This window comes from Kitasatospora sp. CM 4170, from assembly GCF_032110285.1.
In the GTDB taxonomy this organism is placed as follows: Bacteria; Actinomycetota; Actinomycetes; order Streptomycetales; family Streptomycetaceae; genus Kitasatospora; species Kitasatospora aburaviensis.
The window spans coordinates 4,939,718-4,954,073 of the sequence record NZ_CP134877.1; the positions used below are offsets into that span (position 1 = coordinate 4,939,718).

At 74.3% G+C, this 14,356-nt stretch carries 12 protein-coding genes; 2 read left to right on the forward strand and 10 right to left on the reverse strand.

The features are described 5' to 3' along the window. The first annotated feature begins 48 nt into the window (after positions 1-48). Entirely contained in the window at positions 49-768 is a 720-nt protein-coding gene (locus RMN57_RS21005; RefSeq protein WP_313764888.1) for an ABC transporter permease subunit, read from the forward strand. A gap of 71 nt (positions 769-839) precedes the next feature. Here RMN57_RS21005 and RMN57_RS21010 read toward each other — a convergent pair whose 3' ends face one another. Continuing rightward, positions 840-2,087 (reverse strand): MFS transporter, encoded by a 1,248-nt coding sequence (locus RMN57_RS21010; RefSeq protein WP_313764889.1) that lies wholly within the window; start codon positions 2,085-2,087, stop codon positions 840-842. A gap of 62 nt (positions 2,088-2,149) precedes the next feature. Next, the gene (locus RMN57_RS21015; RefSeq protein WP_313764890.1) at positions 2,150-2,890 is read right to left on the reverse strand and encodes a FadR/GntR family transcriptional regulator; all 741 of its coding nucleotides are present in this window, start codon (positions 2,888-2,890) and stop codon (positions 2,150-2,152) included. Between the two features lie 171 nt (positions 2,891-3,061). Between RMN57_RS21015 and RMN57_RS21020 the strand changes: the two genes are divergently transcribed. Further along, positions 3,062-3,826 carry a sporulation protein gene (locus RMN57_RS21020; RefSeq protein ID WP_313764891.1) on the forward strand — a complete coding sequence of 255 codons (765 nt, stop codon included), beginning with the start codon at positions 3,062-3,064 and terminating at the stop codon, positions 3,824-3,826. A gap of 53 nt (positions 3,827-3,879) precedes the next feature. Here the strand turns inward: RMN57_RS21020 and RMN57_RS21025 are convergent, their stop codons facing one another. From RMN57_RS21025 to RMN57_RS21060, 8 genes are all read right to left on the reverse strand, one after another. Then, a complete protein-coding gene (locus tag RMN57_RS21025; protein ID WP_313764892.1) occupies positions 3,880-5,715 on the reverse strand; it encodes an LCP family protein in 1,836 nt (611 codons plus the stop codon). 180 nt (positions 5,716-5,895) lie between these two features. Beyond that, complete coding sequence (locus RMN57_RS21030) at positions 5,896-6,744, reverse strand: HAD family hydrolase (protein WP_313764893.1); 849 nt, start codon at positions 6,742-6,744, stop codon at positions 5,896-5,898. 42 nt (positions 6,745-6,786) lie between these two features. Beyond that, positions 6,787-8,061: a serine--tRNA ligase gene (gene serS, locus RMN57_RS21035; protein WP_313764894.1), complete on the reverse strand. Its 1,275-nt coding sequence runs from the start codon at positions 8,059-8,061 to the stop codon at positions 6,787-6,789. 507 nt (positions 8,062-8,568) lie between these two features. Further along, positions 8,569-9,504 (reverse strand): prephenate dehydratase, encoded by a 936-nt coding sequence (pheA, locus tag RMN57_RS21040; protein WP_313764895.1) that lies wholly within the window; start codon positions 9,502-9,504, stop codon positions 8,569-8,571. Positions 9,505-9,679: 175 nt separating this feature from the next. Further along, positions 9,680-11,026, reverse strand: a complete 1,347-nt coding sequence (gene efeB, locus RMN57_RS21045; protein WP_313764896.1) for an iron uptake transporter deferrochelatase/peroxidase subunit — start codon at positions 11,024-11,026, stop codon at positions 9,680-9,682. A gap of 5 nt (positions 11,027-11,031) precedes the next feature. Further along, positions 11,032-13,128, reverse strand: a complete 2,097-nt coding sequence (locus RMN57_RS21050) for a FixH family protein (protein WP_313764897.1) — start codon at positions 13,126-13,128, stop codon at positions 11,032-11,034. A gap of 11 nt (positions 13,129-13,139) precedes the next feature. Further along, entirely contained in the window at positions 13,140-13,640 is a 501-nt protein-coding gene (locus RMN57_RS21055; RefSeq protein WP_313764898.1) for a copper chaperone PCu(A)C, read from the reverse strand. Then, complete coding sequence (locus RMN57_RS21060; protein ID WP_313764899.1) at positions 13,637-14,305, reverse strand: SCO family protein; 669 nt, start codon at positions 14,303-14,305, stop codon at positions 13,637-13,639. The genes RMN57_RS21055 and RMN57_RS21060 overlap by 4 nt, the downstream gene beginning before the upstream one ends. Between the last annotated feature and the right edge of the window lie 51 nt (positions 14,306-14,356).

A 14,356-nucleotide genomic window follows, 5' to 3' on the forward strand; every position in this document is an offset into this window, starting at 1 on the left:
CACCCGCGGCACCCACCCCGGAACCGGACCCAGGAAGGCCGACCCACCATGAACCCGACCGTCGCCAGGCTGACGCTGCGCGGCCTGCTGGGCCGCCGCCGCGGCATCCTGCTGCTGGTGGTGCCCGCCCTGCTGCTGCTCGTCTCGGCGATCGCGAGCGGCTCCAGCGGGGACAAGCACGACCTGACCGTCAAGATCCTCGGCCAGCTGGGCCTGGGCACCCTGCTGCCGATCCTCGGCCTGGTCGTCGGCACCGGCGCCATCGCCACCGAGATCGACGACGGCTCGATCGTCTACCTGCTGGCGAAGCCGCTGCCCCGGTGGAAGATCGTCACCACCAAGCTGGCCGTCGCCGTCACCACCACCTGGGTGCTCTCGGCGATCCCGACCCTGCTCTGCGGCCTCATGCTCTACGGGACCGAGGACGGCCTGGCGCTCGGCTACACCGTGGCCGTCCTGCTGGCCGGGGCCGCGTACAGCGCGCTGTTCCTGCTGCTCGGCGTGGCCACCCGGCACGCGGTGGTGGCGGGTCTGGCGTACGCGCTGGTCTGGGAGGCGCTGGTCGGCAACTTCGTCAACGGCGCCCGGACGCTGAGCATCCAGCAGTGGGGCCTCTCGGTGGCCGGGACGGTGGCCGCGGACGGCGCGATCACCACGTACGTCGCGCTCGGCGTGGCCGTCCCGCTGCTGCTCGCGGTGACGGCCGGGGCGACGGTGCTGGCCTCGGTGAAGCTGGCCGGTCTCACCCTGGCCGCCGAGGAGTCGTAACCACCCCGCGGGGGAGTCGCCGGCGCCCTGCGGGGTGGTTACGACTCCCCGGCGGCGCGGTCGGCCCTGGCTCAGAGCGTCCGGTTGCGGCCCGCGCCCCAGCCGGCCGCGCCGACGACGCCGACCAGCACCAGCATCAGCATCAGCGGGGTCGTCCAGCCGCCGGTCAGCTGGTGCAGCGCCCCGGCGCCGACCGGCCCGGCCGCGGCCACCAGGTAGCCGACCGCCTGCGACATGCCGCCCAGCCGGGCGGCACCCGCGGCGCTGTCGGTGCGCAGCACGATGAAGGCGAGGCCGAGGCCCAGCGAACCGCCCTGGGCGACGCCGAGGACGGCGGCCGCCACCCAGGCGCCGGAGACCGGCGCGGCCAGCAGGACGGCGATGCCGACGCCGTTCAGCGCGGCCATCACCACGGCCAGCGCCCGCTGGCTGGTCATCCGTCCGGCCATCAGCGGCACCAGGAAGGCACCGGCCACCTGGACCAGGTTGGAGAAGGCGAAGACCAGGCCGGCCTCGCCGCGGTCCATCCCGTGGTCGGCCAGGATGGTCGGCATCCACGCCACCAGGGTGTAGACCAGCAGCGACGAGATGCCCATGAAGAGGCTGATCTGCCAGGCCAGCGGCGAGCGCCAGATCCCCGGGACGGGCCGGGCCGCCGCCGCGGCCGGGGTGGACGCGGCCGGCGCCGCCGCCCGGTCCTGCCGGGAGCGGAGCACCTGCGGCAGCCAGGCCACCGCGGCGACCAGCGCCAGCAGCGACCAGGCGCCGAGCGAGGCCTGCCAGCCGCCGCCGAGCACGTGCTCCAGCGGTACCGACGTCCCGGCCGCGAGCGTCGCGCCGACCAGCATGGTGGTCGAGTACACGCCGGTCATGGCCGCGGCCCGGCCCGGGAACTCGCGCTTGACCAGGCCCGGCATCGACACGTTCAGCACCGCGATGGCGACCCCGATGACCACGCACCCCGCGTACAGCGCCGCCACCGAGGGCAGCACCCGCAGCAGCACGCCGGCGCCGAGCACCAGCACCGCGCCCAGCACCACCCGCTCGGTGCCGAACCGGCGGGTCAGCCGGGGGGTGAGCGGGGCGCCGACGCCCTGGAAGAGCACCGGGACGGTGGTGATCAGGCCGCTCGCGGTGGCGGAGAGGCCGAAGGCGTGCTGGATCTCCCCGACCATCGGCGAGATCGCCGCGAGGCAGGCGCGCATGTTGAGGGCGACCAGCAGGATGCCGGTCAGCAGCAGGGCGGGGTGCGCCAGCCGGGTACGGACGGGGAGTGCGGGTGGGGTGGCGACCGGCTGGTGGGCACGGGTGACGGCCATGGGACGTGCTGCTCTTTCGTGAACTCAGGGGGTGCGGACGGCGGAAGGGGGCGTGGGCCCCGTCACTTCCGGGCCGCGATGGCCGCGAGGAGCTGCTCGACGGCCGCGATCGGCTCGGCGAGCAGCGCCCGACAGGCGGCCTCCGCACGGTCCGGGTCGCCGCTCTCGATCGCGTCCACCAGCGCCTCGTGGGTGGCCACGACCACCTCGGGCATGTCGTGGTCGCCGAACGCCGTGCGCATCGACTCGCGCACCGAGGCGCCGAAGTACCGGTAGACCTCGGCCAGGGCCGGGTTGTGCGCGGCCTCGACGACGGCGGTGTGGAACTCCAGGTCGTGCTCGACGGTGGCCTCGCGGCCGGCCCGCTCGGGGTGCGCCGCGATCACCTCGACCTCGCGGGCCAGCGCGGCCCGCATCCGGACGATGTCCTCGGGGGTGTGCCGCAGCGCGGCGAGCCGGGCGCCCTCGGCCTCCAGCGCCGCGCGGACCTCCAGCACGTCCCGCACGCCGGAGCGCTGCACGCCCCGCAGGACGGCGGCCGGGTCACTGGTGCTGCGCACGAAGGTGCCCTCGCCCTGGCGGGAGACCAGCATCCCGGCGTGCACCAGCACCCGGATCGCCTCCCGCACGGTGTTCCGCCCGACCTGCAGGCGCTCGGCCAGCTCGTGCTCGGTGGGGATCCGGGAGCCGACCGGCCAGGCGCCGGCGGCGAGCTGCTCGCGCAGCGCGTCGATGGCGGTGTCCACCAGGGAGCGCCGGCCGGCGGCCTGCAGGGTGTCCTGGCTGTGGCCGGGCACGCTCATGGCGGGGCTCCCCTCGGTGCGGGCGGGTCGGTCCTGGGTGGTCGTCGGTCATCCTACAACCGATTGCCCGGTCATCCTACAACCGCCGCTGAACAGCTCGGGAACCGTCGGGACCCTCCTGGCGTTCCACCCGACGACTTCGGTCCACCCCTATTTCGAGGAGAGCGCCCCATGGTGTTCAAGAAGCTGCTCGGTGCCCTGGGCGTCGGCGGTCCCGGCGTCGACACCGTCCTGACCACGCCGGTGGTCCAGCCCGGCGGGACCATGCACGGGACGGTCGAACTGACCGGGGGGACGGTCGAGGCGGACATCCGCGGGATCACGCTGACGCTGGTCGCCCGGGTCGAGATCGAGCACGAGGAGGGCGAGAGCACCGGGCTGTACCCGTTCGCCCGCTTCTCGGTCGCCCAGCCGCTGGTGCTGGCGCCCGGCGAGAACCGCTCGATCCCGTTCGCGGTGCAGGTGCCCTGGGAGACGCCGGTCACCACCGTCGCCGGTCAGCGCCTGCACGGCATGCAGCTCGGCGTCCGGACCGAGGTGGACATCGCGGGCGCGCTCGACAAGGGCGACTCCGACCCGCTGGAGGTCGAGCCGCTGCCGGTGCAGCGCCGCGTCCTCGACACCCTGCTGCAGCTCGGCTTCCACTTCCGTTCGGCCGACCTGGAGGCCGGCCGCATCCACGGGACCGGGCAGACGCTGCCGTTCTACCAGGAGATCGAGTTCTCCTCGGCGCCGCAGTACGCCCACGCCTGCAACTCGCTGGAGGTCAGCTTCGTCACCACCCCGCACCGGGTCGAGGTGGTGCTGGAGGCGGACAAGCGCGGCGGCCTGTTCGGCGGCGGGCACGACGTGATCCGCACCCACGTGGTGGAGCACGGCCAGGCCGACCAGGACCTCACCGGCCTGGTCGACGGCTGGATCCGCGCGGCGCTCTAGGCGACGCCTGCGGGGTCCCGTCCGTCCGGACGGGACCCCGCGGCGCGGCCGGCTCAGCCGTAGGAGACGTTGCTGCAGATGTCGTCGTCGGCCGACCGGGCCTCGCTGACCACCTCCGAGGGCAGCGGCGCCGGGACGCTCGGCGTGCCGGCCGCGGGGGCGGCCGCGCCGGCGTTGGCGGCGGCGTAGTCCTTGCCGAGGACGAGGCTGATCCCGGCCGCCGAGGTGGGCGTCAGGGTGGCACCGGGGAACAGTGCCGCCACCCGCTCCGCGTTGGCCTTCTGCCCGCTGCCGTACTCGACCGTGGTGGTCGCCTTGTTGGTGCTCTTCGCGCCGGTGACGGTGGTGACGGTGACCTTGGCGGCCTTCAGCGTCTCGGCGGCCTTGGCCGCCAGCCCGTTGGCGGTGGTCCCGTTGTAGACCGCGACCTTGATCGGGGTCTCCACGGCGGCCGGCGTCGGCGCCGCCGAGGTGGTCTCCGGCGCGGCCGTCGGGCTCGCCGGGGCGTCCTCCTGCTTGCCGGTGGCGTCCTGGCCGTCGATCGTCCGGTCGGCCTGGAGGGTCTTCCACAGGTTGTCGACGGCCGGGTGGACCAGGTCGATCCGGGGGCCGTTGTAGCGCCACGGCGCGGTGAGGAACTTGACGTCGTGCAGGTCGATGTTCTTCATCGACAGCGCGAAGTCCATCAGCTTCTTGGCCGAGTCCAGCCCGGGGTCGACCGTCATGGACTTGGTGGCCGCGTCCGCGAGCGGCAGCAGCGTGGTCGGGTTGAGGCCCTCGCCCTTGACCTTGGCCATCATCGACGAGAGGAAGGCCTGCTGGCGCTTCATCCGGCCGACGTCGGAGTCGTCGCCGATGCCGTGCCGCAGCCGGACGTAGTCCAGCGCCTTCTGGCCGGAGACCTTCTGCTTGCCCTTGGGCAGGACGATCTTGCCCTTCTTGCCCAGGTTGGGGTTGATGTTCCCCTCGTAGATGTCGTTGGGCAGGCAGACGTCGACGCCGTCGACGGCCTGGGTCATCGCCGAGAAGCCCTCGAAGTTCACCTCGATGGTGTGGTCGACCCGGATGCCGGTGAGCTTCTCCACCGTGTTCTGGGTGCAGGCCGGGTTGCCGGTCTCGGTGTTGCCCACCGAGAACGCGGAGTTGAACATCTGTCCGGGCTTCTCCTCGGTCCACTTCCCGTTCGGCAGCTTGCACTTCGGGATGGTGACCAGGGCGTCGCGCGGGATCGAGATGCCGACGGCGTGCTTGTGGTCGGCGTAGACGTGCAACAGGATCGTGGTGTCCGAGCGGGCGCCGTCCTCGTCGCCGCCGCCGAGGTCGCTGTTCTTGCCGGCGCGCGAGTCCGAGCCGATGAGCAGGACGTTCACCGGCTTGTTGCCGTTGGCGTCGGCGGTGGCCTCCGGCGGGCGGTCGGTGGAGACGGCCCCGGCGTCGAAGGACTTGATGTTGCCGTTCAGCTTGTAGTAGATCGCGCCACCGCACCCGGCCAGCACGACCATCACACCGGCCACCGACCACGCGACGGTCTTCTTGACGTTGCGCTTGGGCTTGCGGCTGTTGCGCGCCGCCGCCCGACCACCGGTCGGGGCTGCCTCGGCCCGGCGTCCCCCGGCGGCCCGGCGCGCCTCGGCCCGCCCGCCCTCGGCCCGCGCGCCGTCCGCGCGCCCGCCGTCCTTCCGCGCGCCCTCGGCCCGTGCGCCGTCCGTCCGGCCGCGGCCGTCCTTGCCCTGGGCGGCCCGCCGGGCCTCGGCCCGGCCGCCGGGGCGGGGTGCGGGGACGCGGCCGCCCTCGCCCGGCCGCTCGGTGCGTACGCCGCCGCGCGAGGCGCCCTCGGCACGCCGACGCCCGTCCGCCCCCGACGGGTTCTCGTCCCTCTGGCCTGACATGCGCGTACCTCTCACCGGCGGAAGCAGCAATCCTGCGCGTTTCCGGCGGGCACGGCCCGGGCCCGGCCAGGAACACCGCACAGGAGCACCGCACCAGGAGGCACGGAGCTTCAGCGGAGCATACAAACTCTTTCCGGACCGGTCAGCATCCGGGTGCCGACCCCGGCCCGCTCAGCGCGCTCACCGCGTCGGGTAGAGCCGCTCCAGCACGGCGGCGACGCCGTCCTCGTCGTTGCCGGCGGTGACCTCGTCGGCGACCGCGAGCAGTTCCTGGTGCGCGTTGGCCATCGCGACGCCGTACCCGGCCCAGGCGAACATCGGCACGTCGTTGGGCATGTCACCGAAGGCGATGGTCTCGGCGCCCTTCACCCCCAGCCGGCGGGCCGCCACGGCCAGGCCGGTGGCCTTGGAGAGGCCGAGCGGCAGCAGCTCGACGATGCCGGGGCCGGCCATCACGACGCCGACCAGGTCGCCGGCCACCCGGCGGGCGGCCTCGGCGAGGCCGTCGTCGGTGAGCCGGGGGTGCTGGATGTAGAGCTTGCTGAGCGGGCTCAGGAACAGCTCGTCCTTGGCGACCCGGACCACCGGAAGGTCGGAGCCGATGAGCAGCTCGTAGCCGGGGCCGGCCAGCACCTCGCCCTCCAGACCGTCCTGGTTGGCGGCCACCGCCAGCGGACCGGTCTCCGCCTCGATCTTGGCGATCGCCAGCGCGGCGAGCCGGCGGTCCAGGGTGAGCGAGGTGAGCAGCTTGTGCGCGCCCGCGTCGTAGACCTGGGCGCCCTGGCCGCAGACCGCTATCCCGCGGTAGCCGATCTCGTCGAAGACCGGCCGGGCCCAGGCGGCCGAGCGGCCGGTGACGATGATGTGCAGGGCCCCGGCGCCGGTGGCGGCGGCGAGCGCCGCCCTGGTCCGGTCGGAGACGGTCTCCTCGCTGGTCAGCAGGGTGCCGTCGAGGTCGGTGGCGACCAGCCGGAAGGGCAGGTCGCCACCGTCGACGGGGGAGACGGGGCTGGGGCTTGTCCTGCTCATGGGCCGTGCGTCTCCCGGGTGCTGCCTGCGGGTGGTGGGACGTTACTTGACGGGTTCGAGGACGGTGCGCCCGCCGAGGAACGGCCGCAGCGCCTCCGGCACGACCACCGAGCCGTCGGCCTGCTGGTGGTTCTCCAGGATCGCCACGATGGTGCGCGGGACGGCGACCAGGGTGCCGTTCAGCGTGGCCAGCGGGCGGACCTTGCCCTCCTCGCGCATCCGGATGGAGAGCCGGCGGGACTGGTACTCGGTGGTGTTCGAGGTCGAGGTGACCTCGCGGTACTTGCCCTGGGTGGGGATCCACGCCTCGATGTCGAACTTGCGGGCGGCCGAGGAGCCGAGGTCGCCGGAGGCGACGTCGATCACCCGGTACGGCAGCTCCAGCGCGTTCAGGAAGTCCTTCTCCCACTGCAGCAGGCGGCGGTGCTCGGCCTCGGCGTCCTCGGGCGAGGTGTAGACGAACATCTCCACCTTCTCGAACTGGTGGACGCGGATGATGCCGCGGGTGTCCTTGCCGTAGGTGCCGGCCTCGCGGCGGAAGCAGGACGAGTAGCCGGCGTACCGCAGCGGCAGCTTCTCGGCGTCGATGATCTCGTCCATGTGGTACGCCGCGAGCGGGACCTCGCTGGTGCCGACGAGGTAGCGCTCCTCCTCTTCGAGGAAGTACACGTTCTCGGCGGCCTGGCCGAGGAAGCCGGTGCCGTCCATGGCGGCCGGGCGGACCAGGGCCGGGGTGATCATCGGGATGAAGCCGGCCGCGGTGGCCTGGGCGATCGCCATGTTGACCAGGGCGAGCTCCAGCAGCGCGCCGACGCCGGTCAGGTAGTAGGACCGCGCGCCGGCCACCTTGGCACCGCGCTCGGTGTCGATCGCCCCCAGGATCTGGCCCAGCTCGACGTGGTCGCGGGGCTCGAAGCCCTCGGCGGCGAAGTCGCGCGGGGTGCCGATCTCCTCCAGGGTGACGAAGTCCTCCTCGCCGCCGACCGGGGCGGCCGGGTCGATGAGGTTCGCCAGGGAGCGGAGCAGGCGCTCGGCCTCCTCCTTGGCCGCGCCCTGTTCGGCGTCGGCGGCCTTGACCTCGGCGGCCAGCTCCTTGGTGCGCTGGAGCAGGGCGGTCTTCTCGTCGCCCTGGGCCTTGGCGACGAGCTTGCCGAGCGACTTCTGCTCGTTGCGCAGCTCGTCGAAGCGACTGCCCGAGGACCGGCGCCGCTCGTCGGCGGAGAGGAGGGCGTCGACCAGGTCGACGTCCTCGCCACGGACGCGCTGCGAGGCGCGCACTCGGTCAGGGTCCTCACGAAGCAGGCGAAGGTCAATCACGGGCCCAAGCCTACCGGGCGGGGGCCTGTCCACCGGTACCGGATTTCCCCTGGGGATAACTCCCCCGCGCCTGTGGATAACTCCTGTGGGCAATCGGGCGCCCGGAGGTTATCCACAGCCGGGGCCGGTGGCCTGTGGACGGCCGGGGCGGGCCGGCGGGCCGTACTCACAACCAAGGAATTGAGGTTTCAAACCTCATTTGACCTTCCCGGGTGAGGGAATTGAAGCACTCGGACGGGTGATTTGCCGGCACGCGGGTGACTCTGGTGCGATAAGTCATCTCTGCGACGCTAACCGATGATCCGACCAAACCCGGCAGTAGCTATACCGTTTTGTCGACTCGCCCCCAGGCCTGTGGATAACTCCCGGCTGTGGACAGCCGGCGCCCCTGTGGACAGCCGCTTCCCCGTGCCGCCGCCCCTGTGGACGACGGGTGCGGTGACCCGCCCGCCCCGGCGGGCGCGGTCGAAAACGGTCGGAAAAGGTCAGAAGGACAAATGGCGACGGTCAGATGTCGCCGCGCCCGTCGAGGCAGCGGGAGAGCCAGTCGGCGGCCGCGGTGAAATCGGCGTCCGACGTCCCCGGCCGCTGGTGCTCGGAGGCCTGCTGGTCCGCGCGCGGATAGGAGCCGAGGAAGCGCACCTGCGGGCAGATCCGCTTGAGCCCCATCAGCGCCTCGCTCACCCGGCGGTCGGCGAGGTGCCCCTCGCAGTCGATCAGGAAGCAGTAGCTGCCGAGCCCCTCGCCGGTCGGCCGGGACTCGATCCGCATCAGGTTGACCCCGCGCACCGCGAACTCCTGCAGCAGCTCCAGCAGCGCGCCCGGGTGGTCGTCCGGCAGCCAGACCACCATCGAGGTCTTGTCCGCGCCGGTCGGCGAGGAGACCCGCCCGGGCCGGCCGACCAGGATGAACCGGGTGGTGGCGTTCTGCGCGTCGGCGATCTCCTTGACCAGCGGGTCCAGCCCGTAGATCGGCGCGGCGAACTCGCCCGCGAAGGCGCCGTCGAACCGCCCCTCGGCGACCAGCCGGGCTCCGTCGGCGTTGGAGGCGGCGGACTCCCACCGGGCCTCCGGCAGGTTGGCGGCCAGCCAGCGGCGCACCTGCGGCTGGGCCACCGGGTGGCTGGTGACGGTCCTGATGTCGGCCAGCTCCGTCCCCGGCCGGACGAGCAGCGCGAACGCGATCGGCAGCAGCACCTCGCGGTAGATCATCAGCGGGGTGCCGGAGGCGAGTTCGTCGTTGGTCGCGGTGACGGCGCCCTCGACGGAGTTCTCGATCGGCACGAACGCGCCCGCGGCCTCGCCGCCGCGCACCGCGTCCAGCACCAGCGGGACGGAGGCCAGCGGCACCAGCTCCCGGGTCGCCGCCTCGGGCAGGGTGCGCAGGGCGGCCTCGGTGAAGGTGCCCGCCGGGCCGAGGTAGGTGTAGCGGGTGGCCGACATTCCGCGCCTCCATGCGAATGGGTAACCGGGCAAGCCACCTTAACCACTTTCACCCGCCGCCCACGGCGGTGTTCCGGCCCGTGGGCAGCGCCCGGCCGGCGCGTGGTAGGGGCTCCCGGACCGCCCCCGCCGATCGCCCCCGCCGATCGCCCTGGCCGCGCGCCGCCGCCGGCCGCTACGACTCCAGCAGCGTCTGCCCCACGTACCCGCCCTCCGGGGCGCCCGGCGGGACGGCGTACAGGCCGCTCGCCTCGTGCCGGAGGAAGCGGGAGAGGCCGTCGCCCCGGGAGAGCTTGCGCTGCACCGGGGTGAAGCCCCGGCGCGGGTCGGCCTGGAAGGCGAGGAAGAGCAGCCCGGCGTCCGGCGCGCCGTCGGGCAGCAGGCCGTCGTGGTACGAGAAGCCGCGCCGCAGCATCGCCGCCCCGCCGTTGGCGGCCGGGGCCGCGACCCGGACGTGGGCGTCGGCCGGGATCGCCAGCGCGCCGTCCGGGCCCTGCGCCGCGAGGTCCACCGGGGTGGACTCGCCGGCGCCGGCGGGTGCGGAGAGCGGCGAGCCGTCGGACTTCCGCCGCCCGATCACCCGCTCCTGGCGGTCCGTCGCCAGCGCCTCCCAGTTGTCCAGCAGCATCCGGATCCGCCGGAACACCAGGTACGAGCCGCCCGCCAGCCAGGCCGGCCGGTCGCCCCCGGCGGCGCAGAACACCTTGTCGGCGAAGCCCTCCTCACCGGGCCGGGGGTTGTTGGTGCCGTCGATCTGGCCCATCAGGTTGCGCCCGGTCACGGGGTGCGCGGTGGCGCCCGGCGTCCGGGCGAAGCCGGCCGCCTGCCAGCGCAGCGCCGCCGTGCCGGCCGCCTGCCGCTGGAGCACCCGCAGGGCGTGCACGGCGACCAGCGCGTCGTCGGCGCCGATCTGGAGGAACAGGTCGCCGTCGCCGCGGGCCGGGTCGAGGGCGTCCGCCGGGAAGGAGGGCAGCGGCTCCAGCGCGACCGGGCGGCGGTCGGCCAGGCCGGCCTTGTCGAAGAGGGTGGCGCCGAAGCCGAAGGTGACGGTCAGCGAGCAGGGGCCGGCGTCCAGCGCGACCTGGTTCTCGAACTCGTCGGCCGGCTCGCCGGCGGCCAGCCGGGCGGCGGTGCGCGACCAGCGCCGCAGCAACGACCGCAGACCCTCCCGGCCGGCGCCGTCCGCCAGGTCGAAGGCGGCCAGCTGGACCCGGGCCTGCTGCGGTTCGAGGATGCCGGCCTGGTGCTCGCCGTGGAACGGCACCCGGGCCGCGCCGAGGCCGCCGCCCGGACCGGCGGCGGGCCCGGGCGCGGGGGAGCGGTCCAGGGCGACCGCCCCGGCCGCGCCCGCGCTCGCGCCGACCACCAGACCCGCCCCGGCGGTGCCCAGCAACGCCCGCCGGGTGACCCCGCGGGGCCGGCCGCCCCCGGCGGCCGCCGACCGGTCCGTACGCCCCGGCTGCTCCGACTGCTCCGACTGCGACGGCCGTTCCGGCCGCGACGGCTGCTCCGTGCGCTCCATCGCGGTCACCCGATCTTCAGCGGCTTGATCTCGGTGGCCTGGTCGATGTCCGAGGAGCGGACGACCACCGAGACCACCCAGTTGCCGGGCAGCGGCAGCTGCGCGGTGCCGGTCCAGCGGCCGGTGCCCTCGGCAGCCAGCGTGACCGGCAGCGGCCCGAGGTCCCGGTCCGGCAGGGTGAAGGCGAGCTGCACCTCGGGCACGTCGACCGGCCGGCCGTCGGCCCCGTCCAGCTTCAGGTGCACCTCGTTGGGGCCGGTCCGGGCCGGGTTGAGGGTCACCGTCGCGGTGCCCCTGGCGTTCGGGGTGCGGCCCTTGGTGTCGTACGGGAGCTTGAGCTCCAGGGTCTGGCCGGGCACCGTCTGCGGCGCGGGCCCGCCCGCGGCCGGTGCGCCGGCGGCCGGACCGGCCGGCGCCCCCGCCGAGACCTCGTCCGCCACCCGCCCGGGCGGGGAGTTGGTGAGCATCGTGGTGACCACCAGCACGGCCACCGCGGCCACCGCCTCGACCAGCACCGAGCGGCGCAGCCCGGCCCGGGTCGGGGTGAGTCCGCGGTCGCGGCCGGCGTTCGCCCGGGCGGTCTGCTGGCGGGCCAGCTGGGCCTGCCGGACCGGGTCGTCGGCGTGCCGCGCGGCGACGGCGGCCGGCTGCGGCGCCGCGACCTCGACCGGCTCGACCTCGGCCGCCTCGTCCGGGGCGGACCGCAGCCGGGCCAGCCGGGAGCGGGAGACCCAGGCGACGCCGAGCATCGCGACCACGCAGCCGGTCTTCACCAGCAGCAGCCGCCCGTACTCGGTGCCGGTCAGCGCGCCCCAGCTGCCGAGGCCGCGCCAGGACTGGTAGAGGCCGGTGGCGGTGAGCACCGCGACCGCGCCGAAGGCGACCTTGGAGAAGCGGTCGGCGACCTCCGCGCCGATCCCGTGCCGCAGGCCGACCAGCATCGTGGCCAGGCCGCCCAGCCAGAGCGCCATGGCGATCAGGTGCAGCATGCCGAGCGGCAGCGCCAGCCAGACCTGGATGCCCACCGAGGCGTGGTCGGCGCCGGCCCAGGTCGCCGACAGGGCGGTGGCCAGCACCACGCCGGCCACGCCGAGGCCGAGCCGGGCCTCGCGCTGCGGCCGGTCGGCGGCGCGCCGCTCCAGCTCGCGCAGCTCGGCCTCCTCGGCCTCCTCGGCCTCCTCCGCGTCCGTGGCCTCCGCCTTCGTCTTCGCCTTCGCGGGCTCCGCCTTCGCCTTCGAGGGCTCCGCCGCCGGGCCCGGCTCCGACCCGGTGTCCGGGGCCGTCGGCCGCACCGGCTGTCCGAGCTGGCCGACCAGCAGGGAGAGGAAGACCCCGCTCGCCGCGAGCAGCAGCAGCCGCGCCGCGAGCGCCGTGCCGATCCGCTCGTCCAGGGTGGTGCGCACCAGCGACAGGTCGAAGGCCTGCCCCACACCCGAGCCGCGCTCGTACGGGCCGCGCAGCATCAGCACCGCGACGGTGGAGACCAGCAGGGCCACCCACCCGGTCATCAGCAGCCGCTGCACCGGGCGCCGCGCCGCCCCGCCGGGCCAGCAGATCAGCACGAACGCGGCGGTGCCGGCCAGCAGCGCGAACGCCCCGTACGCCACCGCGCGGCCGGTGCCGTAGAGCGCGGCGACCACGTCGTCGGCCTCGGCGCCGCTCAGCGCGGTGGCGGAGACCGAGGTGTCCGAGGGTGCGCCGACCGAGAAGGTGAAGGCGCCGCCGATCGGGTGCGAGTCCTCGGAGACGGCGCGCCAGGCCACCGTGTAGGTGCCGCCCGCGAGCCCGGGGTTCAGTCCGACCCGGGCGGTGTTGTCCTTGCCGTCCGCGTGCGCCGGGTTGCCGGTGTCGACGGCCTTGCCGGCCGGGTCGAGCACCCGCACCGAGTCGCCGGAGAGCGAGACCGCCTCGCTGAAGGTCAGCGTGACGGCCTGCGGCGCGGTGGCGAGGACGGAGTTCTGCGCCGGGTCGGTGGACTGCAGGGTGGCGTGCGCGGCGGCCGGTCCGGCGCCGGCGAGCATCAGTGCGAGCACGGCGCCGAGGACGCCGAGCAGCCCGGCGAGTCGGCGGCGGGTGGTCTGCGGCAACGCGGCCTTCAGCATCTGGCGGATCCTTACTGCTGGCCGGGGCGGTAGGTGAGCTCCTTGACCGGCACCTTGACCGAGATGGTGCCGGCCTTCGCGAAGGTCAGGTCCAGCTCGACCTCGTCACCGAGGGCGGGGGCCTTCTGCCATCCCATGATCATGAGGTGGTTGCCGCCGCGGGCGAGCTGCAACGCGCCGTGCGCCGGGACGTCCAGCCGGGCGACCTGTTCCATGGAGGAGGCGGTGGAGCGGTGCATGGTGATCGAGCCGGCGCCGGGGCTGGAGACGCCGACCAGCTCGTCCCGGCCGCCGTCGTTGCGCACGGTCAGGTAGCCGGCCGCCATGCCGCCGGCGGGCGGGAGCGGGATGTAGGAGTCCGCGACGGTCAGCCGGGCCGGCCCGTCGGCGGCGCCGTCCTGGCCGCCCGCACCGCAGGCGACCAGGATGGCGCCGCCGCCCAGTGCCGTCGCCAGCACCGCCCCCGCGAGCGCGGCCCGGCGGAAGGCGACGGGCCCGCCGGTGCGCTTCACGCCGCGACCCCCTTGGCGAGCAGCGGCAGGTCGTGCTCGTAGGTCTTCTCCTCGGTGCCGCTGAGGTAGAGGACGTGCGCCTTGTCGTCGGACGGGAGGAAGGCCAGCACCTGCGCGCCGTGGGTGGAGGTGACGGTGCCGTCGGCGTTGACCACCGGGTCCTCGATCATGATGCCGAGCGACTTGGCGGCGGCCTTCACCTTGGCGAGGTCGCCGGTGAGGCCTATGAAGTCGCCGCCCATCGAGTCCAGCCAGGTGCGCAGCACCTGCGGGGTGTCGCGCTGCGGGTCGGTGGAGACGAAGACGACGTCGACCTTCTGCCGCTCCTCGGGGGAGAGCTTCTTCATCGCCACGCCGATGTCGCCCATCGTGGTGGGGCAGACGTCCGGGCAGCTGGTGTAGCCGAAGAACAGCAGGGTGGACCTGCCCTTGGTCTTCTGGCGCAGGTCGAAGGGCTGGCCGGAGGTGTCGGTCAGCTGCAGCTCGGGCTTGTCGAAGTGCTTGCTGAGCACGGTGCCGTCGTACGGCGAGTCGGCCTTCTGCTGGGTGACCTTGGCCGGGCTGCCGCTGCCACCGCCGGAGCCGCAGGCGGTCAGCGTCAGGGCGGCGGCGAGCGCGACGGCGGCGGCGCCGGCCAGGCGGGCGGTACGGGCGGTGCGGGGCATGGGAGATCCGATCGTGCGCGGTGGACCACCGGCGGGGCCGTACCCGGGCAC

What these genes read in the sequence shown, in the direction of transcription:
- RMN57_RS21060 (WP_313764899.1), bottom strand. Translation starts at nt 14,305, where the DNA reads ATGCCCCGCACCGCCCGTACCGCCCGCCTGGCCGGCGCCGCCGCCGTC.
- RMN57_RS21030 (WP_313764893.1), bottom strand. Translation starts at nt 6,744, where the DNA reads ATGAGCAGGACAAGCCCCAGCCCCGTCTCCCCCGTCGACGGTGGCGAC.
- efeB (WP_313764896.1), bottom strand. Translation starts at nt 11,026, where the DNA reads ATGGAGCGCACGGAGCAGCCGTCGCGGCCGGAACGGCCGTCGCAGTCG.
- RMN57_RS21010 (WP_313764889.1), bottom strand. Translation starts at nt 2,087, where the DNA reads ATGGCCGTCACCCGTGCCCACCAGCCGGTCGCCACCCCACCCGCACTC.
- RMN57_RS21020 (WP_313764891.1), top strand. Translation starts at nt 3,062, where the DNA reads ATGGTGTTCAAGAAGCTGCTCGGTGCCCTGGGCGTCGGCGGTCCCGGC.
- RMN57_RS21005 (WP_313764888.1), top strand. Translation starts at nt 49, where the DNA reads ATGAACCCGACCGTCGCCAGGCTGACGCTGCGCGGCCTGCTGGGCCGC.
- RMN57_RS21050 (WP_313764897.1), bottom strand. Translation starts at nt 13,128, where the DNA reads ATGCTGAAGGCCGCGTTGCCGCAGACCACCCGCCGCCGACTCGCCGGG.
- RMN57_RS21025 (WP_313764892.1), bottom strand. Translation starts at nt 5,715, where the DNA reads ATGTCAGGCCAGAGGGACGAGAACCCGTCGGGGGCGGACGGGCGTCGG.
- RMN57_RS21015 (WP_313764890.1), bottom strand. Translation starts at nt 2,890, where the DNA reads ATGAGCGTGCCCGGCCACAGCCAGGACACCCTGCAGGCCGCCGGCCGG.
- pheA (WP_313764895.1), bottom strand. Translation starts at nt 9,504, where the DNA reads ATGTCGGCCACCCGCTACACCTACCTCGGCCCGGCGGGCACCTTCACC.